The 25,476-nt window shown below is 42.0% G+C and carries 24 protein-coding genes and 1 tRNA gene; 19 read left to right on the plus strand and 6 right to left on the minus strand.

Annotation, left to right across the window (positions count from 1 at the left end):
* The first annotated feature begins 7 nt into the window (after positions 1-7).
* From QM865_RS04460 to QM865_RS04470, 3 genes are all read left to right on the plus strand, one after another.
* Positions 8-1,111, plus strand: a complete 1,104-nt coding sequence (locus tag QM865_RS04460) for an FAD-binding oxidoreductase (RefSeq protein ID WP_261074511.1) — start codon at positions 8-10, stop codon at positions 1,109-1,111.
* 98 nt (positions 1,112-1,209) lie between these two features.
* Entirely contained in the window at positions 1,210-2,229 is a 1,020-nt protein-coding gene (gene galE, locus QM865_RS04465) for a UDP-glucose 4-epimerase GalE (RefSeq protein ID WP_261090550.1), read from the plus strand.
* 1 nt (position 2,230) lies between these two features.
* On the plus strand, positions 2,231-3,196 hold the full coding sequence (locus tag QM865_RS04470) for a glycosyltransferase family 2 protein (protein ID WP_414306094.1): 966 nt from the start codon (positions 2,231-2,233) through the stop codon (positions 3,194-3,196).
* A gap of 50 nt (positions 3,197-3,246) precedes the next feature.
* On the opposite strand, the gene QM865_RS04475 is transcribed toward QM865_RS04470, so the two are convergent.
* Positions 3,247-3,453, minus strand: a complete 207-nt coding sequence (locus QM865_RS04475; RefSeq protein WP_000705155.1) for a ferredoxin — start codon at positions 3,451-3,453, stop codon at positions 3,247-3,249.
* 45 nt (positions 3,454-3,498) lie between these two features.
* Here QM865_RS04475 and QM865_RS04480 point away from each other — a divergent pair, with 45 nt between their 5' ends.
* The 4 genes from QM865_RS04480 (at position 3,499) to QM865_RS04495 (ending at position 5,756) form a co-directional block, all read left to right on the plus strand.
* Positions 3,499-3,975: an SAG1386/EF1546 family surface-associated protein gene (locus tag QM865_RS04480; RefSeq protein ID WP_414306095.1), complete on the plus strand. Its 477-nt coding sequence runs from the start codon at positions 3,499-3,501 to the stop codon at positions 3,973-3,975.
* Positions 3,976-3,983: 8 nt separating this feature from the next.
* Complete coding sequence (gene cmk, locus QM865_RS04485; RefSeq protein ID WP_414306096.1) at positions 3,984-4,655, plus strand: (d)CMP kinase; 672 nt, start codon at positions 3,984-3,986, stop codon at positions 4,653-4,655.
* Between the two features lie 130 nt (positions 4,656-4,785).
* Positions 4,786-5,124 (plus strand): zinc ribbon domain-containing protein YjdM, encoded by a 339-nt coding sequence (locus QM865_RS04490; RefSeq protein WP_020903640.1) that lies wholly within the window; start codon positions 4,786-4,788, stop codon positions 5,122-5,124.
* A 2-nt stretch (positions 5,125-5,126) separates the two neighbouring features.
* Positions 5,127-5,756: a Pr6Pr family membrane protein gene (locus tag QM865_RS04495; RefSeq protein ID WP_414306097.1), complete on the plus strand. Its 630-nt coding sequence runs from the start codon at positions 5,127-5,129 to the stop codon at positions 5,754-5,756.
* 18 nt (positions 5,757-5,774) lie between these two features.
* Here the strand turns inward: QM865_RS04495 and QM865_RS04500 are convergent, their stop codons facing one another.
* The gene (locus tag QM865_RS04500) at positions 5,775-5,906 is read right to left on the minus strand and encodes a hypothetical protein (RefSeq protein ID WP_414306098.1); all 132 of its coding nucleotides are present in this window, start codon (positions 5,904-5,906) and stop codon (positions 5,775-5,777) included.
* Positions 5,907-6,036: 130 nt separating this feature from the next.
* Between QM865_RS04500 and QM865_RS04505 the strand changes: the two genes are divergently transcribed.
* From QM865_RS04505 to QM865_RS04520, 4 genes are all read left to right on the plus strand, one after another.
* On the plus strand, positions 6,037-7,188 hold the full coding sequence (locus QM865_RS04505) for an MFS transporter (RefSeq protein WP_414306099.1): 1,152 nt from the start codon (positions 6,037-6,039) through the stop codon (positions 7,186-7,188).
* Positions 7,189-7,286: 98 nt separating this feature from the next.
* A complete protein-coding gene (gene truA, locus QM865_RS04510; protein ID WP_414306100.1) occupies positions 7,287-8,036 on the plus strand; it encodes a tRNA pseudouridine(38-40) synthase TruA in 750 nt (249 codons plus the stop codon).
* Positions 8,026-8,799 (plus strand): bifunctional hydroxymethylpyrimidine kinase/phosphomethylpyrimidine kinase, encoded by a 774-nt coding sequence (locus QM865_RS04515; RefSeq protein ID WP_414306101.1) that lies wholly within the window; start codon positions 8,026-8,028, stop codon positions 8,797-8,799. Before truA ends, QM865_RS04515 begins: the two co-directional genes overlap by 11 nt.
* Positions 8,777-9,238 carry an ECF transporter S component gene (locus tag QM865_RS04520; protein WP_414306102.1) on the plus strand — a complete coding sequence of 154 codons (462 nt, stop codon included), beginning with the start codon at positions 8,777-8,779 and terminating at the stop codon, positions 9,236-9,238. Before QM865_RS04515 ends, QM865_RS04520 begins: the two co-directional genes overlap by 23 nt.
* A gap of 252 nt (positions 9,239-9,490) precedes the next feature.
* Here QM865_RS04520 and QM865_RS04525 read toward each other — a convergent pair whose 3' ends face one another.
* The 4 genes from QM865_RS04525 to QM865_RS04540 all read right to left on the minus strand — a co-directional run bounded on the left by QM865_RS04525 (position 9,491) and on the right by QM865_RS04540 (position 14,240).
* Positions 9,491-10,573, minus strand: a complete 1,083-nt coding sequence (locus tag QM865_RS04525; RefSeq protein ID WP_414306103.1) for a M24 family metallopeptidase — start codon at positions 10,571-10,573, stop codon at positions 9,491-9,493.
* Between the two features lie 126 nt (positions 10,574-10,699).
* On the minus strand, positions 10,700-11,482 hold the full coding sequence (gatD, locus tag QM865_RS04530) for a lipid II isoglutaminyl synthase subunit GatD (RefSeq protein ID WP_414306104.1): 783 nt from the start codon (positions 11,480-11,482) through the stop codon (positions 10,700-10,702).
* Positions 11,482-12,825, minus strand: a complete 1,344-nt coding sequence (gene murT, locus QM865_RS04535; protein WP_414306105.1) for a lipid II isoglutaminyl synthase subunit MurT — start codon at positions 12,823-12,825, stop codon at positions 11,482-11,484. Before murT ends, gatD begins: the two co-directional genes overlap by 1 nt.
* 98 nt (positions 12,826-12,923) lie before the next feature.
* Entirely contained in the window at positions 12,924-14,240 is a 1,317-nt protein-coding gene (locus tag QM865_RS04540; protein ID WP_414306106.1) for an FAD-containing oxidoreductase, read from the minus strand.
* 328 nt (positions 14,241-14,568) lie between these two features.
* On the opposite strand from QM865_RS04540, the gene QM865_RS04545 reads away from it, so the two are divergent.
* The 8 genes from QM865_RS04545 to QM865_RS04580 all read left to right on the plus strand — a co-directional run bounded on the left by QM865_RS04545 (position 14,569) and on the right by QM865_RS04580 (position 25,293).
* On the plus strand, positions 14,569-16,146 hold the full coding sequence (locus QM865_RS04545; RefSeq protein WP_414306107.1) for a DEAD/DEAH box helicase: 1,578 nt from the start codon (positions 14,569-14,571) through the stop codon (positions 16,144-16,146).
* Positions 16,147-16,424: 278 nt separating this feature from the next.
* On the plus strand, positions 16,425-17,213 hold the full coding sequence (codY, locus tag QM865_RS04550) for a GTP-sensing pleiotropic transcriptional regulator CodY (protein ID WP_000940740.1): 789 nt from the start codon (positions 16,425-16,427) through the stop codon (positions 17,211-17,213).
* On the plus strand, positions 17,213-17,788 hold the full coding sequence (locus QM865_RS04555) for a cysteine hydrolase family protein (protein ID WP_000158727.1): 576 nt from the start codon (positions 17,213-17,215) through the stop codon (positions 17,786-17,788). Before codY ends, QM865_RS04555 begins: the two co-directional genes overlap by 1 nt.
* A gap of 81 nt (positions 17,789-17,869) precedes the next feature.
* A tRNA-Leu gene (locus tag QM865_RS04560) sits at positions 17,870-17,955 on the plus strand.
* Positions 17,956-18,092: 137 nt separating this feature from the next.
* Positions 18,093-19,370: an ABC transporter permease gene (locus QM865_RS04565; protein ID WP_203176168.1), complete on the plus strand. Its 1,278-nt coding sequence runs from the start codon at positions 18,093-18,095 to the stop codon at positions 19,368-19,370.
* A 12-nt stretch (positions 19,371-19,382) separates the two neighbouring features.
* On the plus strand, positions 19,383-20,030 hold the full coding sequence (gene vex2 / locus QM865_RS04570; protein WP_203176167.1) for an ABC transporter ATP-binding protein: 648 nt from the start codon (positions 19,383-19,385) through the stop codon (positions 20,028-20,030).
* A 50-nt stretch (positions 20,031-20,080) separates the two neighbouring features.
* Complete coding sequence (gene vex3, locus QM865_RS04575; RefSeq protein ID WP_414306108.1) at positions 20,081-21,460, plus strand: ABC transporter permease subunit Vex3; 1,380 nt, start codon at positions 20,081-20,083, stop codon at positions 21,458-21,460.
* 356 nt (positions 21,461-21,816) lie between these two features.
* A complete protein-coding gene (locus QM865_RS04580; protein ID WP_414306109.1) occupies positions 21,817-25,293 on the plus strand; it encodes a LysM peptidoglycan-binding domain-containing protein in 3,477 nt (1,158 codons plus the stop codon).
* The last annotated feature ends 183 nt before the right edge of the window (positions 25,294-25,476 follow it).

Raw genomic sequence — 25,476 nt, forward strand, 5'->3', positions numbered from 1 at the left:
GAAAACAATGAAAAAAATTGCCATTATCGGAGCCGGGATTGTGGGAGCAACAGCTGCCTATTATCTCTCGAAAGAAAGTGACCTTGAGGTGACCGTTTTTGACCATGGACAGGGTCAGGCTACCAAGGCCGCAGCGGGCATTATCAGCCCTTGGTTTTCAAAACGCCGTAATAAAGCATGGTACAAGATGGCGCGCTTAGGGGCTGACTTTTATGTGGATTTGTTGGCTGATTTAGAGAAGTCAGGGCAAGAAATCGACTTTTACCAGCGTTCGGGAGTCTTTCTCCTGAAAAAGGATGAAACTAAGTTGGAAGAACTCTATCAACTAGCGCTCCAGCGCAGAGAAGAATCTCCCTTGATAGGGCAATTAGCTATTCTGGACCAAGCATCAGCTAACGAATTATTCCCTGGCTTGCAGGGCTTTGACCACCTGCTCTGCGCTTCTGGTGGAGCGAGAGTAGATGGCCAACTCTTAGTGACTCGTTTGCTGGAAGCCAGTCAGGTCAAGCTGGTCAAAGAAAAAGTGACTCTGACACCTTTAGCATCAGGTTACCAGATTGACGAAGAGGTGTTTGATCAGGTTATTTTAGCGACGGGATCTTGGTTGGGACACATATTAGACCCCTTAGGATATGAAGTGGATGTTCGTCCTCAGAAAGGGCAACTCCGAGACTATCAACTTGCCCAAGACATGGAATCCTACCCTGTTGTCATGCCGGAAGAAGAGTGGGATTTGATTCCTTTTGCAGGTGGGAAATTGTCCCTAGGCGCTACCCATGAAAATGATATGGGCTTTGATTTGACGGTGGATGAAAGCTTGCTCCAGCAAATGGAGGAGGCAGCCTTGCCCAACTATCCAGCCTTGGCAGAAGCGAAATCATCAAGTGAACGTGTGGGCATCCGTGCCTATACAAGTGATTTCTCACCTTTCTTTGGACAGGTACCTGATTTAGAAGGTGTCTATGCGGCTAGTGGACTAGGTTCATCAGGCCTCACAACTGGTCCCATCATTGGCTACCATCTGGCCCAACTTATCCAAGGCAAGGAATTAACCTTGGACCCAGTAAACTACCCAATTGAAAACTATGTCAAGCGACTAAAAAGCGAATAAGATTTTACTGAAATTTTAGCTCCCCCTCTAGGATGGCAAATGACATTCCCTATCAAAAATGGTAAAATAAGAAAAAATCCGAGAATCGAGGAAAAAAGATGCAAGAAAAGATTTTGGTAACGGGTGGAGCTGGTTTTATCGGAACCCACACTGTTATTGAGTTAATCCAAGCAGGTCATCAGGTTGTTGTGGTGGATAACCTTGTTAATAGTAACCGTAAAAGTTTAGAAGTTGTTGAAAGAATCACAGGAGTTGAGGTGCCTTTCTATGAGGCGGATATCCGTGATACGGATACTCTCAGAGATATTTTCAAGCAAGAAGAACCAACAGGTGTCATTCACTTTGCTGGTTTGAAGGCTGTCGGTGAATCTACCCGTATCCCTCTTGCCTATTATGACAACAATATAGCAGGAACTGTTAGCCTTTTAAAAGCTATGGAAGAAAATAACTGTAAAAACATCATTTTCAGTTCTTCTGCGACAGTTTACGGAGATCCTCATACAGTGCCCATCTTGGAAGATTTCCCACTTTCAGTGACCAATCCATACGGTCGTACCAAGCTCATGCTAGAGGAAATTTTGACGGATATTTACAAAGCAGACTCAGAATGGAATGTGGTCTTGCTTCGTTACTTTAACCCAATCGGAGCCCATGAGAGTGGTGATTTGGGAGAAAATCCAAACGGTATTCCAAACAACCTCTTGCCATATGTGACTCAAGTAGCCGTTGGGAAATTAGAGCAAGTGCAAGTGTTTGGAGACGATTACGATACAGAGGACGGAACTGGTGTTCGTGACTATATCCACGTTGTCGATTTAGCTAAAGGTCACGTTGCAGCTCTGAAAAAAATTCAAAAAGGTTCAGGTCTAAACGTTTATAACCTTGGAACAGGGAAAGGCTACTCAGTTCTTGAAATTATTCAAAACATGGAAAAAGCAGTGGGACGTCCGATTCCTTACCGTATTGTAGACCGTCGCCCTGGTGATATCGCTGCCTGCTATTCAGACCCTGCAAAAGCCAAAGCAGAACTAGGCTGGGAAGCAGAACTAGACATCACCCAAATGTGTGAAGACGCATGGCGTTGGCAAAGCAAGCATCCAAATGGATTTGAAGACTAAGATGGTGATGTCAATCATTGTCCCCTGTTTAAACGAAGAGGAAGTACTTCCTCTTTTTTATCAGGCTTTGGAAAATTTGATTCCTGACTTGGGAGCAGAAATCGAGTATGTCTTTGTCGATGATGGATCGAGTGATGGGACCTTGGAACTCTTAAAGTCCTATCGGGAGCAAAATCCGGCAGTGCATTATCTTTCTTTTTCTCGAAATTTTGGCAAAGAAGCAGCCCTCCATGCAGGCCTGCAGTATGCGACGGGAGATCTGGTGGTGGTAATGGATGCGGACCTCCAAGATCCTCCTGGTATGTTGCTTGAGATGAAAGCCTTACTAGATCAGAATGCAGATTTGGACTGCGTTGGAACACGGAGAACTAGTCGGGAGGGAGAACCCTTCTTTCGCAGTTTCTGTGCTAATCTTTTTTATCGCCTCATGCAAAAAATTAGTCCAGTAGCCTTACCGTCAGGTGTTCGTGATTTTCGCATGATGAGAAGGTCTGTAGTGGATGCCATTTTATCCTTGACAGAGTCCAATCGTTTTTCAAAGGGACTCTTTGCTTGGGTCGGCTTTAAAACCCACTATCTGGATTATCCTAATGTAGAAAGACAGGCTGGCAAGACCAGTTGGAGTTTTAGGCAACTCTTTTTCTACTCCATTGAAGGGATCGTGAATTTTTCAGATTTTCCCTTGATTATAGCTTTTGTAGCGGGTCTCCTATTTTGTTTTATTTCTCTGCTCATGACCTTTTTTGTTGTGGTTCGAACCCTCATTTTGGGCAATCCGACATCAGGTTGGACCTCTCTGATGGCTGTTATTCTCTTTCTTGGTGGTATTCAACTCTTGACCATTGGGATTCTCGGAAAGTATATTAGTAAGATTTATCTAGAGACCAAAAAAAGACCACTTTATCTCATCAAAGAAAAAAGTGACCTTCCTGATTTTACAGAAAAAAATAGAGAGAAAAGACTATAATTTTACATGGAAATGTGCTAAACTAGAGGGAGTGGATTATCGCCATTGATTTAGGCTTCCTGGTTTCCAATCAGGGCGCGAGTTGGGCAATTTTTAACAGCCTCTAAGACGTCCTGACTAGGAGAAATTTCTTTTTCTAGTTGGTCAGGATCATCGTAAAAACGCACGATTCCATTATCGTGATAATCAAATAAATCAGAATAAGTTTGGCAAAGCCCACAGGCAATGCAACGTTCAGGTATAAGTGTGATTTTCATATTTATATTGTAATAAGAAACGTAAAAAAAAACAAGGAGTAAGGTATGGCAAAAGAACCGTGGCAAGAAGATATTTATGAAAATCAAGAGGAAACAAGAACACAACGTTATAAGCGAGAACAAGGTGGAGGAGTCATTGCTAATCGTATCTTAACTATTTTAGCCAGTATTTTCTTTGTAATTGTGGTCGTGATGATTATTGTTCTTATCTATCTATCATCGGGTGGGAGTAATCGCACAGCAGCCTTGAAAGATTTTCATGATTCAGACGCAAATGTAGTACAGATTTCATCTTCTAGTAGCTCCCAGCCTGAACAGAGTTCAGAATCAGAATCTTCTTCTGAACACTCGGAGGAAACTACAGATCCAGAAGGGACGACAAAAGTCTTGGCTGGAGAAGGAGAAGCAGCTATTGCAGCTCGCGCTGGGATTTCGATTGCGCAGTTAGAGGCCTTGAATCCTGGGCACATGGCTACAGGGTCTTGGTTTGCTAATCCAGGTGATGTTGTTAAAATCAAATAGGAGTTGATATGAAAACCATTCAAATTGCTATTGACGGCCCTGCTTCAAGTGGTAAGAGTACGGTCGCAAAGATTATTGCCAAGGAGTTTGGATACACTTACCTAGATACAGGTGCTATGTATCGTGCAGCGACCTACATGGCTCTCAAGAATCAATTAGGAGTTGAACAAGTTGAAGAACTCTTAGACTTATTGGACCAGCATCCAATCAGTTTTGGACGTTCAGAAACTGGAGAACAGCTTGTCTTTGTAGGAGATGTGGATATTACCCATCCTATCCGTGAAAATGAAGTAACCAATCATGTTTCTGCTATTGCAGCAATTCCTCAAGTGCGTGAGAAACTAGTTTCTCTCCAACAAGAGATTGCCCAGCAAGGTGGAATTGTCATGGACGGTCGTGATATTGGAACTGTCGTATTGCCACAAGCAGAGTTGAAAATTTTCCTAGTAGCCTCTGTTGATGAGAGAGCAGAGCGCCGTTACAAGGAAAATGTTGCCAAGGGAATTGAAACAGACCTTGAAACTCTAAAAGAGGAAATTGCTGCGCGTGACTACAAGGATAGTCATCGTGAGACTTCACCTCTCAAACAAGCAGAGGATGCTGTCTATCTTGATACAACTGGCTTGAACATTCAAGAAGTAGTTGAAAAAATCAAAGCAGAAGCTGAAAAAAGAATGTAAATGTAGAAAAGCCGATAGATTGATATCGGTTTTTTTCTAAATTTGTCAAAATACTAATTTTAAGGTATAATAGTTGCTGTTCGAGAAATTTTGATTTTCAAAGAATAGTGAATGATTATAAGGAGAAACCATGAACAACCTACCAAATTGCCCACAATGTAACTCAGAGTATGTCTACGAAGACGGTGCCCTACTGGTTTGCCCAGAGTGCGCTCATGAGTGGAATCCTGCTGAAGTTGCAGAAGTAGAAGAAGGTCTTGTCGCTATCGATGCCAACGGAAATAAATTGGCTGACGGTGATACTGTAACCCTCATCAAGGACTTGAAAGTAAAAGGTGCGCCAAAAGATTTGAAACAAGGAACGCGCGTGAAAAATATTCGCATCGTAGAAGGCGACCACAATATCGATTGTAAGATTGATGGCTTTGGTGCCATGAAACTCAAATCAGAGTTTGTGAAGAAAATTTAAACATGTCAAAGCACTATAAACTAGTATTTTATAGCCGTATCTTCTTGTTTCTAGCGGCTTTTACGGGAGTTTATCTTGAAATCGCCAAGCATGGTGGATTTGGGATGCTTCTCTATTATACGGTTCTGTCAAATCTTTTAGTAGCGATTTTTACGCTCTATCTCTTAAAGGTTATGAGCCGTTTAGGTGAAAACTGGCAAAGACCAAGTCTCTTGCGCTTAAAAGGTGGGATCACCATGAGTATCATGATTACCTGTGTGATTTACCATTTCCTCTTAGCGCCCATTGCGACTAATTTCTATACTCTGGAAAATTTCCTTTGCCACTATATCGTTCCCCTTTGGTTTTTAGCGGATACCCTCTTTTTTGACAAACAGGATCAATACAAGATTTGGGATCCAATTGTGTGGACGATTTTACCCTTGCTGTATATGATGTTTGCTCTTTTTAATGGCTTGGTATTGAAACTAGACATTCCTAATTCTAAGGTTAGTCCTTTCCCTTACTTCTTTTTGAATGTGAACAAGGGGTGGGGTGTCGTGTTCAAGTGGTGTCTGATTATCTTTGTTGCCTATATGGTGGCAGGATTTATCTTCTACTTTATTAAGCAAATCAAGAGAAAGTCATCCTAATACTCTTCGAAAATCTCTTCAAACCACGTCAGTTTCATCCGCAACCTCAAAACCATGTTTTGAGCTGACTTCGTCAGTTTCATCTACAACCTCAAAGTAGTGCTTTGAGCAACCTGCGGCTAGCTTCCTAGTTTGCTCTTTGATTTTCATTGAGTATAAGACACAAGGGATTCATTTTCGAGTTTAAGAAGGAGTCTACAAACCAATGGGACTTCTTCTTTTCTTGCTTTATAATTCTCAAAAGAGTAGAAGATTAAGAGAAAATATAGAAAGAGATTTCATGAAACAATTTTTAGAACGGGCCAGTATTTTGGCTCTCTCCCTCGTTTTGATTACGTCCTTTTCGATTTCAAGTGCCCTACCAGCCATGTTTGACTATTATCAAGGCTATCCTAAGGAACAAATTGAGCTCTTGGCGAGCTTGCCTTCCTTCGGGATCATGATTATGTTACTACTGAATGGCTTCTTAGAAAAAATCTTTCCTGAGCGCTTACAGATTAGTTTGGGATTGTTGATTTTATCACTGAGTGGAACGGCTCCCTTCTGGTATCAAGCCTACCCCTTTGTCTTTGGAACACGGATTCTCTTTGGTTTGGGTGTTGGGATGATCAATGCCAAGGCCATTTCCATTATCAGTGAACGCTATCAAGGAAAAACGCGAATTCAGATGTTAGGGCTACGCGGTTCTGCAGAGGTTGTGGGGGCTTCTCTCATTACCTTGGCCTTCGGCCAGTTGTTGGCCTTTGGTTGGACAGCTACCTTCCTAGCCTATAGTGCTGGATTTTTAGTGCTGACCCTTTATCTGCTCTTTGTCCCTTATGGAAAAGAAAAGAAAGAAGTCAAGAAAAAAGCGAAGGAAGCAAGTCGTTTAACTCGAGAAATGAAAGGCTTGATTTTTACCCTAGCTATAGAAGCAGCAGTTGTAGTTTGTACCAATACGGCTATTACTATCCGTATTCCAAGTTTGATGGTGGAAAGAGGACTGGGGGATGCCCAGTTATCTAGTTTTGTTCTTAGTGTCATGCAGTTGATTGGAATTGTGGCTGGGGTGAGTTTTTCTTTCTTGATTTCCATCTTTAAGGAAAAATTGCTCCTCTGGTCTGGCATTACCTTTGGCTTAGGGCAAATTGTGATTGCCCTGTCTCCATCCTTGTGGGTGGTAGTGGCAGGAAGCATTTTGGCTGGGTTTTCCTACAGCGTAGCCTTGACGACGGTCTTTCAACTTGTCTCTGAAAGAATTCCAGCCAAACTCCTCAATCAAGCAACCTCATTTGCGGTTTTAGGCTGTAGTTTTGGAGCCTTTACGACTCCATTCGTTCTAGGTGCAATCGGGTTACTAACTCACAATGGCATGCTGGTCTTTGCCATTTTAGGATCATGGTTGATTATAACCTCTATCTTTGTTATGTACCTACTTCAAAAGAGAGCTTAGGATTGGTTTCCTAAGTTTTCTTTTTGGAAATTTTGTACCCGGACAATTATAGATTTTCTGGCTTGTTACGATACTAATTTCTTGATAAAATAGAGGTTATGACGAGATATAAAGCAACTATTTCCTATGATGGTTATGCCTTTGCTGGTTTTCAGCGCCAGCCTCATGCGCGGAGCGTTCAGGAAGAAATTGAAAAAACCTTGACTAGATTGAATAAGGGGCAAGCCATTACCGTTCACGGTGCTGGTAGGACTGATAGTGGGGTTCATGCTTTGGGACAGGTCATTCATTTTGACTTGCCCTATCAAATGGATGGGGAAAAACTTCGCTTTGCTCTGGATACCCAATCTCCTGAAGATATTGATGTGATTTCAATTGAGCTTGTGGCGGATGATTTTCATTGTCGTTATGCCAAGCACAGCAAGACCTATGAGTTTATTGTGGATAGAGGACGTCCCAAAAATCCTATGCGCCGTCATTATGCCACTCACTTTCCCTACCCACTTGATGTGGAACGGATGCAGATTGCAATCAAAAAGCTAGAGGGAACCCACGATTTCACCGGCTTTACAGCATCTGGAACTGGTGTAGAAGACAAGGTTCGCACCATTACAGAAGCTAGTTTAACAGTCGATGAGACAGGCCAATTTTTGACCTTTACCTTTTCAGGAAATGGTTTCTTGTATAAACAGATTCGCAATATGGTGGGGACGCTGCTCAAAATCGGAAATAATCGTATGCCAGTGGAGCAGATTGATCTGATCTTGGAGAAGAAGGACAGGCAACTTGCAGGTCCCACTGCAGCACCAAATGGTTTGTATTTAAAGGAGATTCGTTATGAAGAATAATCGTATTTTAGCACTTTCTGGGAATGATATTTTTAGTGGTGGTGGTTTGTCAGCTGATTTGGCTACCTATACCTTGAACGGCTTGCATGGCTTTGTAGCAGTGACTTGTTTGACAGCCTTGACAGAAAAAGGATTTGAAGTCTTTCCAACTGACGATACCATTTTTCAACATGAATTAGATAGTTTGAGAGATGTGGAGTTTGGGGGAATTAAAATCGGTCTTCTACCAACTGTCAGTGTGGCTGAGAAAGCATTAGACTTTATCAAGCAGCGCCCAGGAGTGCCTGTGGTATTGGATCCAGTCTTGGTCTGCAAGGAAACGCACGATGTAGCTGTCAGTGAGCTCTGCCAAGAGTTGATTCGCTTTTTCCCTTATGTCAGTGTGATTACGCCTAACCTCCCAGAAGCAGAATTATTGGCTGGTCAGGAAATCAAAACCTTGGAAGACATGAAAACTGCAGCGCAGAAATTGCATGACTTAGGAGCGCCAGCAGTCATTATCAAGGGAGGCAATCGCCTTAGTCAGGACAAGGCTGTAGATGTCTTTTATGACGGACAAACCTTTACAGTCCTAGAAAATCCTGTCATCCAAGGCCAAAATGCTGGTGCAGGTTGTACCTTTGCCTCAAGCATTGCCAGTCACTTGGTTAAAGGTGATGAACTTTTACCAGCAGTAGAAAGTTCTAAAGCTTTCGTTTATCGTGCCATTGCACAAGCAGATCAATATGGAGTAAGACAATATGAAGCAAACCAAAACAACTAAAATCGCCCTTGTATCCCTCTTAACCGCTCTTTCTGTGGTTCTAGGTTATTTCCTAAAAATCCCAACACCGACAGGCATTTTAACTCTTTTAGATGCGGGTATCTTCTTTACGGCTTTTTACTTTGGCAGTAAAGAGGGAGCCGTAGTTGGAGGATTAGCAGGTTTCTTGATTGATCTCTTATCAGGCTATCCTCAGTGGATGTTCTTTAGCTTGGTCAACCATGGCTTGCAGGGATTTTTCGCAGGATTTAAAGGCAAGACTCAGTGGCTAGGCCTTATCCTATCAACGATTGCCATGGTAGGGGGCTACGCCTTAGGTTCTACTTTGATGAATGGCTGGGCTGCAGCTCTACCAGAAATTCTACCAAATTTCATGCAAAATATGGTAGGGATGATTGTAGGATTTATTCTTAGTCAAAGTATCAAGAAGATTAAGTAAAGAGGCTGAGTCAAAAGTCTTAAAAATCAGAAAAACGCATAGTATCAGGCAATAAAACCTTGATACTATGCGTTTTATTGTGGGAAGATTTTATACTCTTCGAAAATCTCTTCAAACCTCGTCAACGTCGCCTTGCCGTATATATGTGACTGACTTCGTCAGTCTTATCTACAACCTCAAAACAGTGTTTTGAGCAACCTGCGGCTAGTTTCCTAGTTTGCTCTTTGATTTTCATTGAGTATTAGATGAATATTAATCAAAATAAAGCAAGTCTTTGCTGGTGCTTGTAAAGAGGTCAAAACCATCCTTGGTAACAACACCGCAGTCTTCGATACGGACACCGACTTTACCAGGGATATAGATACCTGGTTCAACAGAGAAGCACATGCCTTCTTCGATGACCATGTCGTTTCCTTCCATGATAGATGGGAATTCGTGGACATCCATACCGATACCATGACCGAGACGGTGATTGAAGTATTCACCGTAACCAGCTTTTTCGATGACTTCACGGGCAGCGCGATCCACTTCATGAGCAGTTACACCTGGTTTAATAAAGTCAAGAGCAGCTTGTTGGGCTTCAAGAGTTAAGTTGTAAATATCTTTCTTGAATTGGTCTGGTTTACCGACAGCGACTGTACGAGTCATATCTGACGCGTAGCCGTTGACGAGGACACCAAGGTCAAAGAGGAGAAGAGCATCGTTTTCAACCTTGTTAGCTGCTGGAATACCGTGTGGATTTGCAGCATTATCACCAGTCAAGACCATAGTATCAAAGCTCATTTCATAGCCTTCACGTTTCATAGCAAAGTCGATTTGGGCGATGATATCTGTCTCAGTCTTATCAAGAGAAATATTGTCAAAACCAACATTGACAGCCTTGTCCGCATAGAGACCTGCAACCATCATTTTTTGTACTTCATCAGCTGATTTGATGAGGCGCATGCGTTGGATACGAGGAGTGAGGTTGTCAAACTCAGCAGTTTCAAAGACTGTTTTCAAGCCATGGTATTTGGTCAAGATGAGATTGTCAAACTCAACAGCAACGCGTTTGAAGTCGTGCCGTGGAAGAGCATGTTTCATTTTTTGCCATGGATTTTCAGAGTCTACATAGCCCACAACTGGGAAGGGAACGGTGCTGCTTGCACGCTCAACCTCAAGTGCTGGGACAAAGAGGAGAGGTTCCTGATCCGCTAGGACAAAAAGGAACATTTGGCGTTCATGGGGATCACTGTAAAAGCCAGTGAGGTAATTAATAGTGACGGGGTCAGATACGACAGCGACGTCTAGTTTTTCTGATTCAAGATATGTTACGATTTGTTGTAATTTAGACATATGCTACCTTCTTTCTACCCCTCTATTTTGGCAAAAAAAGAGAGAAAATGCAAGGGAGAAGGGTAAAAGAACAGGTAAAAAGAACTCCGACAAGATAACGGAGTTCTTTGATATAGTGTTCTTAATTTAAGAAAAGTCAGCCTTGCTTTTAACGTCGCTGAATTCTTCAGCGATTTCTTGGCTGAGAATGTCCTCATAGGCAGGGAGTTGGATGTCCTGACCATATTTCTTCTTGAGAGCAGTAGTGACTAGGCGATAAGCTAGATTGGCATTACGAGAGAGGATAGGCCCATGGAAGTAGGAACCAAAGACATTCTTATAATGAACCCCTTCGCCGACCTTTTCTTCGTTATTTCCATTTCCATAGACAACCTGTCCTAGTGGTTTTTGGTCATCAGAGAGGAAGGTACGTCCTTGGTGGTTTTCAAAGCCATAGTAGGTTTCATCGAAATCTTCATTGTGAATCTTGATGTCACCGATAAAGCGGTTATTGGTCTGGTTGAGGGTGTAGTGGCCCATGACACCGAGCCCTTCGATACGTTTACCTGAAGCTTCAATATAATATTGGCCCAATAGTTGGAAACCACCACAGATAGCCAGAACTACACCGTCGTTTTGGATGTAGTTATCAATGCTCTCTTTTTTAGCAGGTAGGTCGTCTGCAATGATACTCTGTTCAAAGTCTTGACCACCGCCGAAAAAGGCGATATCATAGTGGTTTTCATCAAAGTCATCATGGAGAGAAACGATGTCAACGGTCACATGGGCTCCCAGCTTTTCAGCCACATACTTGAGCATGAGGATATTTCCATTGTCACCATAAGTATTCATGAGGTTTCCATAGAGGTGGGCAATGTTGAGTTGATAGTGGTAATTGCCAGCTTTTGAGGAAAGTGAAGTATAAACCATTAGTTCATCTCCTTTCTAACAATCTGACGACTAGCCAGCAGTTCGCGGAATTCCAGCATAGCAGTATAAGTTGCTAGGATATAGGCATGTTTGCAGTCTTGGTTCTCAATGGTCTTGAGAACTTGTTCCAGATTGCTTGTTTCAGTGATTTTCTCAGCTGGATAGCCAGTCACTCGAAGGCGACGTGCAATTTCAGAATGACGAACACCGCCAGCGTTTATTTCAGGAATATCCATGTCAGTGATTTGTTCAAAATCAGCATCCCAGATCCAGCTTGTATCAATTCCATCTGCATAGTTAGCGTTAAGGAGGACAGATAGGCTAAATGGATAAGGAGCTAGTTTAATCATCTCGATAGCTTGGGTCGCACCGACTGGATTTTTAATCAAGACAAGGGTACATTCTTTGTCACCGATATGGAAGGTTTCTTGTCGTCCAAAGACAGCACGACTCTTGTCAAATCCTTGTTTAATCAGTTGAGAATCAGCGCCTAGGTAACGGGCGATAGCAACTGCAGCAAGGGCGTTGTAGATATTGTAGAGACCACCGATTTGAATACCGTATTCTTGTCCGTCAATGACAAAGCGAGAGCGATTGTTGGTCAACTCAACTAGTTCTGTCAAGCGATAGTCCAGATCAGGACGTTTACATCCGCAGCCTTCACAGATATAGGCACCCAAGTTTGCATAGGTATTGTGCTCATATTTGAGGATGCTTTGACAGTCAGGACAGAGAATACCTTCGGTATTGTAGTGAGCCAGTTTGGCTGGTCCTTTTTCCAAGTCAAAACCAAAATACTGAACAGGATTTGGAATAGCTGGCTTGTAGAAAAGCGGACTGTCACCATTGAGGAGAACAGTAGCTGTAGGCACCTTACGAATGGCATCCAAAATCATCTTGTAAGTTGTGTAAATCTCACCATAGCGGTCCATCTGGTCACGGAAGATATTGGTGATAACAAATAAGCTTGGTTGGATATAGTCACAGATACGAGATAGACTGGCTTCGTCGATTTCTAGAACGGCAATATTTTTACCAGTTTTAGAAGATTTGGCTGTTAGGAAGGTTGTCGCAATTCCTGTGATCATGTTTGCACCGCTTGGGTTGGTCAGAACTTGACCATAAACCTCTTTTAAAATGCCGACAGTGAGGGCAGTTGTCAAGGTTTTTCCGTTGGTTCCAGTGATCACGACAATCTCGTAGTTCTTAGCTAGGTTTTGTAAAATATCTTTATCAAATTGAAGGGCAAGTTTTCCTGGTAGCGTACTTCCACGGCCAAGACGGCTTAAAACGAAGTGGGAAGAACGCCCAGCTAGGAGGCCCAAAGTAGTTTTTAATTTCATGTTTCTATTATATCATAAAAGAGGGAAAAGACAGATTTGAGATTTCGCAGAAGTAAAAACAGCCCGAAGAGGGCTGTTCAATACGATTGAATCTTAACTTAAATCGCAAATAGGTCATTCAAGTTCTCAGCCAAGGTTGGGTGAGTGAAGATTTGTTTTGTGAAGTAAGTGTAAGGAATCTTGTTGTCCATAGCAACAGTGATGATGTTGATGATTTCTTGAGAACCTTCTGAGAAGATGCTTGCTCCAAGAATTTCTTTTGTTTCAGTATTAACAACAGCTTTGAAGGCTCCGCGAAGGTCTCCATTTACGTGACCGCGAGGCATTGCTGCAACAGGGATTTCCTTCACTGCGTATGGAAGTTTCAAATCAGCTGCTTGGCTTTCAGTTAAACCGACTTGTGAAAGTGCAGGTGTGATGAACATTGTGTTTGGTACATTGAGACGGTCTTCAAGAGTGTAGCTGCCATCTCCAGCAAGGTAGCTGTAAACAACACGGAAGTCATCAAGTGAAATGTAGGTAAATTGAAGGCCACCGTTGACATCCCCGACTGCAAAGACACCAGGAACGTTTGTTTGACAATGTTTGTCTACTTTAATAGCACCACGTTCAGTTAGTTCAATATCTGTATTTTCAAGTTGAAGTGGTTCTACATTTGGTTTACGTCCAGTTGAGTAGAGAAGGGCGTCGAAACGGTAAGTTTCGTTTTCAGTTACAAGGAGCACTTGGTCACCATCGTTTTTGATTTCAGTAGTGCGGATATTTTGAAGTAATTCAATACCGTCTTCTTCCATGTATTGCTTAGCAAGAGCTGCGATGGAAGGTTCTGCACGAGGTAGGAAAGTATCCAAGGCATCTAGAACTGTAACCTTGCTTCCAAGTTTGTTGTAAAGACCAGCAAATTCAAGACCGATATTTCCGCCACCAAGAATTCCAAGTTTTTCAGGCAATTTGTCCAAGTTTTGGATACCTGTTGAGTCAAAGACGTTTTTGCTTGTAGCAAGTCCAGGAATTGGCAAGACGTTTGAAACAGCACCAGTGTTGATGACGATTGTTTCAGCAGTCAGTTCTTTCTTTTCATCGCCAGCTTGGATTTCGATGACTTTATTTGAAAGGAAGTGAGCTTCCGCATCAAAGATATCCACGCCTGTACCAGCAACAGTCGCATAGTTTTTACCGTTTAGGCGACCAGTAATCGTGTTTTTGGTAGCAATCACTTCTTCAAAAGACAAGTCTTTCTCAGCAGCAACTAATAAAGTCTTAGTTGGGATACAACCAATGTTGATACAAGTTCCACCGTACATGGCTTTGCTACGTTCAATGAGGGCAACTTTTTTACCAGCTGAAGCCAATTTACCTGCTAGTGTTTTACCAGCTTTACCAAATCCGATAACGATTAAATCATAAGTTAACATTTAGAGTTCCTCCTATTCGCATTTCATTCTAGCACAAGAAAAAAACTTTTGCACAATTCTGCTACGCTTTCAAAAAGTTTATAAAATATTGGAAATTTCAGCCTCATTTTCTCAAAAAATCGTTTACATGACTTTATTTTCGGATAATGCTATCTTTTAAGCTTGTCTTGTGTTATACTAGATAGGTTGCAAAGAAAACAGTACTTTTCTTTTGTGGAAAAGAAGCAACACGATTTTATATCCAGTATATGAAAATACGTCATAAAAAGAAAAGTATAAACTAAGCCCTATAGGGTGGCTTCGCACCACCTTTAGAAAGAAGAATAACGTGAAATTTAATGAATTAAACTTGTCTGCTGATTTGCTAGCAGAGATTGAAAAAGCTGGTTTTGTAGAAGCCAGTCCGATCCAAGAACAAACTATTCCCTTGGCTCTTGAAGGTAAGGACGTTATCGGTCAAGCTCAGACTGGTACAGGAAAAACTGCAGCCTTTGGCTTGCCTACCCTTGAAAAAATCCGTACAGAAGAAGCAACTATCCAAGCCTTGGTCATCGCTCCAACACGTGAACTTGCTGTCCAAAGTCAAGAGGAACTCTTCCGCTTTGGTCGTAGTAAGGGAGTCAAAGTTCGCTCAGTATATGGCGGATCAAGCATTGAAAAACAAATTAAGGCTCTTAAATCTGGTGCCCATATCGTGGTGGGAACACCTGGTCGTCTCTTAGACTTGATCAAACGCAAGGCCTTGAAATTACAAGATATTGAAACTCTCATCCTTGACGAAGCGGATGAAATGCTCAACATGGGCTTCCTTGAAGACATTGAAGCGATCATTTCTCGTGTCCCTGAAAGCCGTCAAACTTTGCTTTTCTCAGCAACTATGCCAGATCCCATCAAACGTATCGGTGTTCAGTTTATGAAAGAACCTGAACATGTCAAGATTGCGGCTAAGGAATTGACAACAGAATTGGTTGACCAATACTATATCCGAGTTAAAGAACAAGAAAAATTTGATACCATGACTCGTCTCATGGATGTGGAACAACCAGAACTTGCTATCGTATTTGGTCGTACCAAACGTCGTGTAGATGAATTGACTCGTGGTTTGAAAATCCGTGGCTTCCGTGCTGAAGGAATTCATGGAGACCTGGACCAAAACAAACGTCTTCGTGTCCTTCGTGACTTTAAAAATGGCAATCTTGATGTTTTGGTTGCGACAGACGTTGCAGCGCGTGGTTTGGATATTTCAGGTGTGACCCATGTCTACAACTACGATATTCCACAAGATCCTGAAAGTTATGTTCACCGTATCGGGCGTACAGGTCGTGCTGGTAAATCAGGTCAGTCTATTACCTTCGTTTCACCTAATGAAATGGGTTACCTCCAAATCATCGAGAACTTGACAAAGAAACGCATGAAAGGTCTCAAACCTGCAAGTGCAGAAGAAGCCTTCCAAGCTAAAAAGCAAGTTGCGCTCAAGAAAATCGAACGTGATTTCGCAAATGAAGAAATTCGTTCCAACTTTGAGAAATTTGCTAAAGATGCTCGTAAATTAGCGGCTGAATTTAGTCCTGAAGAATTGGCCATGTATATTCTCAGCTTAACAGTTCAGGATCCAGATAGTCTTCCTGAAGTAGAGATTGCGCGTGAAAAACCACTGCCGTTTAAACCATCAGGTAATGGCTTCGGTGGTAAAGGTAAGGGAGGTCGTGGAGGCCGTCGTGGGGACGACCGTCGAGACCGTGATCGCCGTGGCAATGGTCGTCGTGATGATTTTAAAAAAGGAAGTCGTGGCAATGATCGTTTTGATAAAGACAGACGTTACCGTAATAAAGACAATAAAAAACCACGCAATACTTCAAGCGAAAAGCAAACAGGCTTTGTTATTCGTAACAAGGGCGACAAATAAGAAAAAGCGGTTCAAAATGAATCGCTTTTTTATATAAGGAGACCAAGGGTGAAAGAAGATGGTGATAGCAAAGGATAGGTGAAATGGAAAGGTATTATCCACTCATCTTCTTATGATAATATAATATCAAAAATAAATTAGTTTGTCAATGATAAAAATCTATTTTTCTAAAATATTTCAGCTAGTCTAAATTGCAATTAAATAAGCAATTTTCAGATAATAATTGAAAATTCAAGCTTTTTATGTTATAATGATAGCGATTAAATTCGAGGTGAAAAATGGCACATTTATTAGAAAAAACAAGAAAAATTACTTCTATCCTGAAGCGCTCGGAGGAGCAGTTGCAGGAAGAACTTCCCTACAATGCTATTACCCGTCAACTGGCAGATATTATTGATTGTAATGCTTGTATCGTAAATAGCAAAGGACGTCTCCTTGGCTATTTTATGCGTTATAAAACCAATACAGATCGTGTAGAGCAGTTCTTCCAAACTAAGATTTTTCCGGATGACTACATTCAAGGTGCGAACATGATTTACGATACAGAAGCAAATCTGACAGTTGATCATGATTTGAGTATTTTCCCTGTAGAGAGTCGTTCGGATTTTCCAGATGGCTTGACAACCATTGCACCGATTCATGTATCAGGGATTCGCCTTGGTTCTTTGATTATTTGGCGCAATGATAAAAAATTCGAAGACGAGGACTTGATTCTTGTTGAGATTGCCAGTACCGTTGTTGGGATTCAGCTTCTTAACTTCCAACGAGAAGAAGATGAGAAAAATATCCGTCGCCGTACTGCCGTCACCATGGCAGTCAACACCCTTTCTTACTCCGAACTCCGTGCTGTTTCAGCAATTTTAGGGGAATTAAATGGAAATGAAGGGCAGTTGACTGCGTCTGTGATTGCAGACCGTATCGGAATCACTCGCTCTGTGATTGTCAATGCCCTTCGCAAACTTGAATCTGCTGGGATTATTGAAAGTCGCTCACTTGGAATGAAGGGAACCTATCTTAAGGTATTGATTTCAGATATTTTTGAAGAAGTGAAGAAAAGAGATTACTAATGACTAAGGCTTTGATTTCGATTGATTATACAGAAGATTTTGTTGCTGATAGTGGGAAGCTGACAGCTGGTGCTCCAGCTCAGGCGATTTCGGATGCCATCAGCAAGGTGACTCGGTTAGCTTTTGAACGCGGAGATTACATCTTTTTTACCATTGATGCTCACGAAGAAAACGATTGTTTTCATCCAGAAAGCAAGCTGTTTCCTCCTCACAATTTGATTGGGACTAGTGGGCGGAATTTATACGGAGATTTGGGGACCTTTTATCAAGAACATGGTTCAGACAGTCGTGTCTTTTGGATGGATAAACGCCATTACTCAGCTTTTTCAGGGACTGACCTGGATATCCGCTTGAGAGAGCGTCGAATTTCTACAGTTATCTTAACAGGAGTCTTGACGGATATTTGTGTCCTGCATACAGCTATAGATGCCTATAATCTAGGATATGATATCGAGATTGTTAAACCAGCTGTTGCTTCCATCTGGCCTGAAAATCATCAATTTGCCCTAGGTCATTTCAAAAATACACTCGGAGCTAAGTTGGTAGATGAAAAACTAAATGAAATTTCAGAGTAATTTGGTTGATGAAATGAAAAATTTTTGAAAAAAAGTGTTGACAAGGATCCCAAAAGTTGATATACTAGTAAAGTAATCGACGCGGGGATGGCGGAATTGGCAGACGCGCAGGACTAAGGATCCTGTGACCGCTTTAGGTCGTGAGGGTTCAAGTCCCTCTCTCCGCATAGGATAAGAGTTAGCTGAGGCTAGCTCTTTTTTTCATCTAGTTAAAGTAGAGCCAAAAATTTTTGCTCTTTTTTCGTATTTCATAAACATTTCATATTTGGGTTTTATAATAGTCTTACAAATATGGAGGTGACAAATGAATCCAATCCAAAGAGCTTGGGCTTATGTCAGCAGAAAACGGCTGAGAAGTTTTATTTTATTTCTGATTTTATTGGTCCTATTAGGCGGAATTTCAGCCTGTTTGACTCTGATGAAGTCCAATAAAACAGTGGAAACCAATCTTTACAAATCACTCAATACCTCTTTTTCTATTAAGAAGATAGAAAATGGTCAGACCTTCAAGCTATCGGACCTAGTATCTGTAAGCAAGATTAAGGGACTAGAAAATGTCTCTCCTGAACTGGAGACGGTCGCAAAACTAAAAGACAAGGAAGCAGTGAGTGGCGAGCAGAGCGTAGAACGTGATGATTTGTCAGCTGCGGACAAGAACTTGGTTAGTTTAACGGCGCTTGAGGATTCATCCAAGGATGTCACCTTTACCAGCTCGGCTTTCAACTTAAAAGAAGGGCGACACCTTCAAAAAGGGGATTCCAAGAAAATTCTCATCCACGAAGAGTTGGCTGAGAAGAATAGTCTTTCCGTTCATGATAAGATTACCTTAGAAGCTAGTCAGTCAGAAACTGGCAAGGAACAGACAGTTGAGTTTGAAATCGTCGGAATCTTCTCTGGTAAAAAACAAGAGAAATTTACAGGTTTGTCTTCTGACTTCAGTGAAAACCAAGTCTTTACAGACTATGAAAGTAGCCAAACCCTTTTGGGCAATAGTGAACCTCAAGTTAGTGCAGCGCGCTTCTATGTAGAAAATCCTAAGGAAATGGACGGACTCATGAAGCAGGTAGAAAACTTGTCCTTGGAGAATCAAGGTTATCAAGTCGAAAAGGAAAACAAGACTTTTGAACAAATCAAAGACTCAGTTGCAACCTTCCAAACCTTCCTAACCATCTTCCTTTATGGGATGTTGATAGCTGGAGCTGGAGCCTTAATTTTGGTCTTATCTCTCTGGTTGAGAGAAAGGGTCTACGAAGTGGGAATTTTACTGGCACTTGGAAAAGGCAAGAGCTCAATCTTCCTACAATTCTGTTTAGAGGTAGTTTTGGTATCTCTCGGTGCTTTGCTTCCAGCATTTGTTGCAGGAAACACAATCACATCTTACCTACTCCAAACCCTACTCGCAAGTGGAGATCAGGCAAGCTTACAAGATACGCTAGCCAAAGCAAGCGGTCTATCAACTAGTCTCCTATCCTTTGCAGAATCCTATGTTTTTCTAGTTCTGCTTAGTTGCTTATCTGTAGCCCTTTGTTTCCTATTCTTATTTAGAAAATCACCGAAAGAAATTTTATCATCTATTAGTTAAGAAGGAGAAATCATGACTTTATTACAATTACAAGATGTTACTTACCGTTATAAAAACACTGCTGAGGCAGTTTTATATCAGATCAATTATAATTTTGAACCTGGGAAATTTTACAGTATTATTGGTGAGTCGGGAGCAGGAAAATCTACTCTCTTGTCCCTCCTGGCTGGTCTAGATAGTCCTGTTGAAGGTTCGATTCTTTTCCAAGGGGAAGACATTCGTAAGAAGGGCTATTCCTACCATCGCATGCACCATATTTCCCTGGTCTTTCAAAATTATAACTTGATAGATTATCTTTCTCCACTGGAAAATATCCGCTTGGTCAACAAAAAAGCAAGCAAGGATACACTTCTTGAGCTTGGTTTGGATGAAAATCAGATCAAGCGGAATGTTCTCCAGTTATCAGGTGGTCAACAACAACGTGTGGCTATTGCTCGCAGTTTGGTATCGGAAGCTCCAGTTATTCTAGCTGATGAGCCAACAGGAAATCTGGACCCTAAAACTGCTGGAGATATTGTCGAACTGCTCAAATCACTTACGCAGAAAACAGGTAAATGTGTCATCGTCGTCACCCACAGTAAAGAAGTGGCACAAGCGTCAGATATTACACTTGAGTTGAAAGATAAGAAACTGACTGAAACTCGCAATACTAGTAAATAATTTGAGCGTGTTTTGATAGAATTATAAAATCAAACCTAGAAAGGAAACCTATGTTACACAACGCATTTGCCTATGTTACAAGGAAGTTTTTCAAATCGATTGTCATCTTCCTGATTATTCTCCTCATGGCGAGCTTGAGTTTGGTTGGCTTGTCAATCAAGGGAGCTACTGCCAAGGCCTCTCAGGAGACCTTTAAAAATATCACCAATAGCTTCTCCATGCAAATCAATCGTCACGTTAATCAAGGAACGCCTCGTGGTGCTGGGAATATTAAGGGGGAAGATATCAAAAAAATCACCGAAAACAAGGCCATCGAGTCTTATGTGAAACGCATTAATGCTATCGGAGATTTGACTGGCTATGAACTCATCGAAACGCCAGAAACCAAGAAAAATCTGACACCTGACCGTGCCAAACATTTTGGAAGTAGCTTGATGATTACAGGTGTCAATGACTCCTCTAAAGAAGACAAGTTTGTCTCTGGTTCTTATAAACTGGTCGAAGGTGAGCACCTAACCAACGATGATAAGAACAAGATCCTCCTACACAAGGACTTAGCAGCCAAACACGGCTGGAAAGTAGGGGACAAGGTCAAACTAGACTCTAATATCTACGATGCAGACAATGAAAAAGGTGCCAAGGAAACAGTCGAAGTGACAATCAAGGGACTCTTTGATGGCCACAATAAGTCAGCAGTAACCTACTCACAAGAACTCTATGAAAATACAGCTATCACAGACATTCACACTGCTGCAAAACTTTATGGATACACAGAAGACACAGCTATTTATGGGGACGCAACCTTCTTTGTAACAGCGGACAAGAACTTGGATGATGTTATGAAAGAGTTGAATGGCATCAGTGGTATCAACTGGAAGAGCTATACTTTAGTTAAGAGCTCCTCTAACTATCCAGCTCTTGAGCAATCCATCTCTGGTATGTACAAGATGGCCAACCTCCTCTTCTGGGGTAGCTTGAGTTTCTCAGTTCTTCTCCTTGCCCTCTTACTCAGCCTTTGGATCAACGCTCGTCGCAAGGAAGTGGGAATTCTCCTCTCTATCGGTCTCAAGCAGGCAAGTATCTTGGGGCAATTTATCACTGAATCTATCTTGATTGCCATCCCTGCTCTTGTTTCTGCTTACTTCCTAGCTAATTACACTGCCCGTGCAATCGGAAATACTGTCCTTGCCAATGTCACTTCAGGTGTTGCCAAACAGGCTAGCAAGGCAGCTCAAGCCTCTAACCTTGGTGGTGGTGCAGAAGTAGATGGCTTTAGCAAGACCTTGTCAAGTCTAGACATTTCCATTCAGACATCAGACTTTATCATCGTCTTTGTCCTTGCCTTGGTTCTAGTGGTTCTCGTTATGGCGCTTGCTTCAAGCAATCTCCTTAGAAAACAACCAAAAGAGCTTCTGCTGGATAGCGAATAAGTTTGAAAAAATTAGTCTAAAATAGAGACTGCATCTTGTTTTTATATTTCAGAATGATAGATAGAGAATGGATATTTAACAATACAAAATAGAGCCGAAAGCAGTGGTGAAAATCATTGCTTTCAATCGCTTTCTTTGTACTTTAGTGTTTAAATATGATATACTAAAGCTATGGAATTTATTAGAAAGGAATTTCACAACTTATATATGGAATTGTGCATAAAAATCTATAGAAATTTTATCTTGAAAATAGATAGATAAATCTGTAGAAGCCTATCCATATTGCAAATATAGCTTAGTAGACTTAGGCAGGGTCTACTTTGGAAAATATAGATTAGTGAGGAAAAATAAACATTATGAGACAAACAAATGTTAGAGGGACATTATCCCTACGTGGATTTAGAAAATTAAGAACTGGTGCAATTGTTGCGACAGGTGTGATTTTATTGGGGCTGGGCTTTTTAGCTCCAACTGTTTCAGCTAATGAACAAGATGGTGTTTGGGTAGCCAGAACAGTTGCAGAAGTAAAAGCTGATATTCAAAATATAAACAATTTGTCACACTACACAATTAAGTGGGGAGATACACTGAGTGCTATTAGTGGAGCAACGGGGCTATCTGTTGATAGTTTAGTTGAGATAAATCGTATTGCAAATAGAGATTTGATTTTTGCCAATAATAAATTGTATTTTAGCGAAGAAGCTTTTCTAAAAGATGGAAATACAGAAGTCAAAAGACAGCGAGTGTCGATTGATAATTCTGGTAGCTGTCAAAGTTATGAAGTTGAAACAAAGACAGATACTGTAACTGGAGAGCAAACTACTACAGTTAAACAAACGACACCAGTAGTTGTGGAAACACCAGCAGTATCGGCACCGAAAGCAGATGAGTCAGCGTCTCCAGCACCGAAAGTGGAAGAACCAGCGACCCCAGCGCCAAAAGCAGAAGAACCATCGGCGACAACACCGAAGGCAGAAGAACCAGTATCTCCAGCGCCAAAAGCAGAGGAGCCAGCGTCTCCAGCACCGAAAGCAGAGGAACCAACGACATCCGCACCGAAAGCAGAAGAACCATCGACACCTGCACCAAAAGTGGAAGAACCAGTGACACCTGCGCCAAAAGTAGATGAGCCATCGACACCCGCACCGAAAACAGACGAGCCAGCGGCATCAGCACCGAAAGCAGATGAGCCATCGACACCGGCACCGAAAGCAGATGAGTCAGCGACCCCAGCGCCGAAAGCAGACGAGCCAGCGGCATCAGCACCGAAAGCAGATGAGCCATCGACACCGGCACCGAAAGCAGATGAGTCAGCGACCCCAGCGCCGAAAGCAGACGAGCCAGCGACCCCAGCGCCAAAAGCAGAAGAACCAGCGGCGACAACACCGAAGGCAGAAGAACCAGTATCTCCAGCGCCAAAAGTAGAGGAGCCAACGACTCCCGCACCAAAAGTGGAGGAACCAACGACACCAGCACCAAAAGTGGAAGAACCAGTGACTCCAGCACCAAAATCAGAAGAACCAACGACACCCGCACCAAAAGTGGAGGAACCAACGACCCCAGCGCCAAAAGTAGAGGAACCAACGACACCAGCACCAAAAGTGGAAGAACCAGTGACTCCAGCGCCAAAAGTGGAGGAACCAACGACTCCCGCACCAAAAGTGGAGGAACCAACGACACCAGCGCCAAAAGTAGAGGAACCAACGACCCCAGCACCAAAAGTAGAGGAACCAACGACCCCAGCGCCAAAAGTGGAGGAACCAACGACTCCCGCGCCAAAAGTGGAGGAACCAACGACACCCGCACCAAAAGTGGAAGAACCAACGACACCAGCGCCAAAAGTGGAAGAACCAACGACACCAGCGCCAAAAGTAGAGGAACCAACGACACCCGCACCAAAAGTGGAGGAACCAACGACACCGCCACCGAAAGTGGAAGAACCAGCGGCATCAGCACCGAAAGTGGAAGAACCATCGACCCCAGCGCCGAAAGCAGAAGAACCAGCGGTGCCAGCACCAAAAGTAGAGGAACCAACGACACCAGCACCGGTAACCCCAAGCGAAGAAGCACCGGTCACATCAGGCGATACCAATTCCACTGCACAGCCAGCTGGAGAAACAGGTAACTCTGAAACAACTGCAGAACCTTCCAATACTCCATCTACAGATGCTACAAATGATTCAGGTAATGCAGCAACATCAAGTCCGGTAACAGATGATACTACTTCAAACACAGGGACTACAGAACAACCTGAAACTCCAGCTTCAAAACCAGAAGTAACAACACCCAAAGAGGATAAACTACCAACTAATCAAAATGGAGATACATCAAATCCAGTAGATTCAAAGGATGAAACATCAAATCCGGCTCCGGCACCTAAAGAAGATATTCCGTCTGAAGAAGTAGCACCTAAAGATGAAAAACTTGAGGAAGCAAAAAAAGATGGAAAAGATGTTATTAAAAAAATTGCGGCTTCAAAACTTAGTGAAATTGAAAAAGTTAAAGATGAAGCAGAAAAAGCTAAGTTAGAAGCTAAATTAAAAGAATTAAAAGAAGCAGGATTAGAAGCGATAAATAATGCTGAGAATCACGATGCAGCAGTAGATGCTACGGATGAATATCAAACTAAGATTGATGAGATTAATGTTCCAGGTGAAGAATTACCAGCACCAAACTATAATAAAGATAATTTAACAAATGGCCGTAATGAAGGTACTACTATTGACAATGGAAGCACAGCGATTGGTCATGGTGCAAGTGGGACTTCCAGATCAGCAGTAGCATCTCCAACACAACCTTCTTCAACTTCAGAAAGAGGTTCAAGTTTTAGAAATGCCCCATCAGTTCAAGCAAGAGCAAGAAGAGTAGCACGTTCAACATCAGAACCAGATGGAACTGTAAATATTAGCTATAACTTCGCTGGAATGCCAGATATTCATGGCTTCCTATCTGATCCGGGAGAAAATAACACTGTCACAATTCCTGCAGGAACGAGTGAAGCACAGGCAAAAGAGCTAGTAAAAGAAAAAATTCAAGCCAAGATAAAAGACTTAGCTGCTAGAGGGTATCATGTGAAAAATGACATTATTTTTGAACAAGATACTACTGTGAAAAATTATAACTACGTCGTTACATTCACTAAGGAGACTACAGGAACTTCAGGTTTCAGAATGGCTCCAGCAGTTCAACCACGCGCTAGCAGAAATCGTAGAAGTCTAGAACAGCCAGCTCCTCAAAAGGTCAAAGTCAATGTTTTTTATAACTTTGATCAAATGAAAGATATTGCAGGTTTCCTAGGAGATATCAATGGAACTTCTCTTGAAATTGCGGAAGGTTTATCAAATGAACAGGTTAAAGCAGCTGTCAAGAGCCAAGTTGATGCTAAGAAAGAAGAGTTGAGCAAACGTGGCTATACTTTCAAAGAGGACTATGTCTATCAAGCTAATGGGAAAGATTATAATTACGTCGTTACATTCACTAAGGAGACTACAGGAACTTCAGGTTTCAGAATGGCTCCAGCAGTTCAACCACGGGCTAGCAGAAATCGTAGAAGTCTAGAACAGCCAGCTTCTCAAAAGGTCAAAGTAAATGTATTTTATAACTTTGATAAAATGAAGGATATTGCAGGTTTCCTAGGAGATATCGATGGAACTTCTATTGAAATCGCGGAAGGTTCAACAAATGAACAGGTGAAAGCAGCAGTCAAGAGCCAAGTTGATGCTAAGAAAGAAGAGTTGAGCAAACGCGGCTATAGTTTCAAAGAGGACTATGTCTACCAAGCTAATGGGAAAGATTATAACTACGTTGTAACATTTTCAAAAGCAACCAAATAACGTTCATTCCACAGAGAGTGAAATGTGAGCAGAGAGAGCGATAGGCTCTCTTTGTTTTATCTAGTGGTCAGTTACTTACAGACAAAAGGCCAGTAAGAGGCTATAATAGAAAATAGAGTAGGTGTTTATTCTAATACTCTTCGAAAATCTCTTCAAACCACGTCAGCGTCGCCTTACCGTATA

Origin of the sequence: Streptococcus mitis, assembly GCF_047462815.1 — a bacterium.
Lineage (GTDB): Bacteria > Bacillota > Bacilli > Lactobacillales > Streptococcaceae > Streptococcus > Streptococcus mitis_DO.

Coding starts and splice junctions, on each gene's coding strand:
- QM865_RS04460 (WP_261074511.1), top strand. CDS start 8: ATGAAAAAAATTGCCATTATCGGAGCCGGGATTGTGGGAGCAACAGCT.
- galE (WP_261090550.1), top strand. CDS start 1,210: ATGCAAGAAAAGATTTTGGTAACGGGTGGAGCTGGTTTTATCGGAACC.
- QM865_RS04470 (WP_414306094.1), top strand. CDS start 2,231: ATGGTGATGTCAATCATTGTCCCCTGTTTAAACGAAGAGGAAGTACTT.
- QM865_RS04475 (WP_000705155.1), bottom strand. CDS start 3,453: ATGAAAATCACACTTATACCTGAACGTTGCATTGCCTGTGGGCTTTGC.
- QM865_RS04480 (WP_414306095.1), top strand. CDS start 3,499: ATGGCAAAAGAACCGTGGCAAGAAGATATTTATGAAAATCAAGAGGAA.
- cmk (WP_414306096.1), top strand. CDS start 3,984: ATGAAAACCATTCAAATTGCTATTGACGGCCCTGCTTCAAGTGGTAAG.
- QM865_RS04490 (WP_020903640.1), top strand. CDS start 4,786: ATGAACAACCTACCAAATTGCCCACAATGTAACTCAGAGTATGTCTAC.
- QM865_RS04495 (WP_414306097.1), top strand. CDS start 5,127: ATGTCAAAGCACTATAAACTAGTATTTTATAGCCGTATCTTCTTGTTT.
- QM865_RS04500 (WP_414306098.1), bottom strand. CDS start 5,906: ATGAAAATCAAAGAGCAAACTAGGAAGCTAGCCGCAGGTTGCTCAAAG.
- QM865_RS04505 (WP_414306099.1), top strand. CDS start 6,037: ATGAAACAATTTTTAGAACGGGCCAGTATTTTGGCTCTCTCCCTCGTT.
- truA (WP_414306100.1), top strand. CDS start 7,287: ATGACGAGATATAAAGCAACTATTTCCTATGATGGTTATGCCTTTGCT.
- QM865_RS04515 (WP_414306101.1), top strand. CDS start 8,026: ATGAAGAATAATCGTATTTTAGCACTTTCTGGGAATGATATTTTTAGT.
- QM865_RS04520 (WP_414306102.1), top strand. CDS start 8,777: ATGAAGCAAACCAAAACAACTAAAATCGCCCTTGTATCCCTCTTAACC.
- QM865_RS04525 (WP_414306103.1), bottom strand. CDS start 10,573: ATGTCTAAATTACAACAAATCGTAACATATCTTGAATCAGAAAAACTA.
- gatD (WP_414306104.1), bottom strand. CDS start 11,482: ATGGTTTATACTTCACTTTCCTCAAAAGCTGGCAATTACCACTATCAA.
- murT (WP_414306105.1), bottom strand. CDS start 12,825: ATGAAATTAAAAACTACTTTGGGCCTCCTAGCTGGGCGTTCTTCCCAC.
- QM865_RS04540 (WP_414306106.1), bottom strand. CDS start 14,240: ATGTTAACTTATGATTTAATCGTTATCGGATTTGGTAAAGCTGGTAAA.
- codY (WP_000940740.1), top strand. CDS start 16,425: ATGGCACATTTATTAGAAAAAACAAGAAAAATTACTTCTATCCTGAAG.
- QM865_RS04555 (WP_000158727.1), top strand. CDS start 17,213: ATGACTAAGGCTTTGATTTCGATTGATTATACAGAAGATTTTGTTGCT.
- QM865_RS04565 (WP_203176168.1), top strand. CDS start 18,093: ATGAATCCAATCCAAAGAGCTTGGGCTTATGTCAGCAGAAAACGGCTG.
- vex2 (WP_203176167.1), top strand. CDS start 19,383: ATGACTTTATTACAATTACAAGATGTTACTTACCGTTATAAAAACACT.
- vex3 (WP_414306108.1), top strand. CDS start 20,081: ATGTTACACAACGCATTTGCCTATGTTACAAGGAAGTTTTTCAAATCG.
- QM865_RS04580 (WP_414306109.1), top strand. CDS start 21,817: ATGAGACAAACAAATGTTAGAGGGACATTATCCCTACGTGGATTTAGA.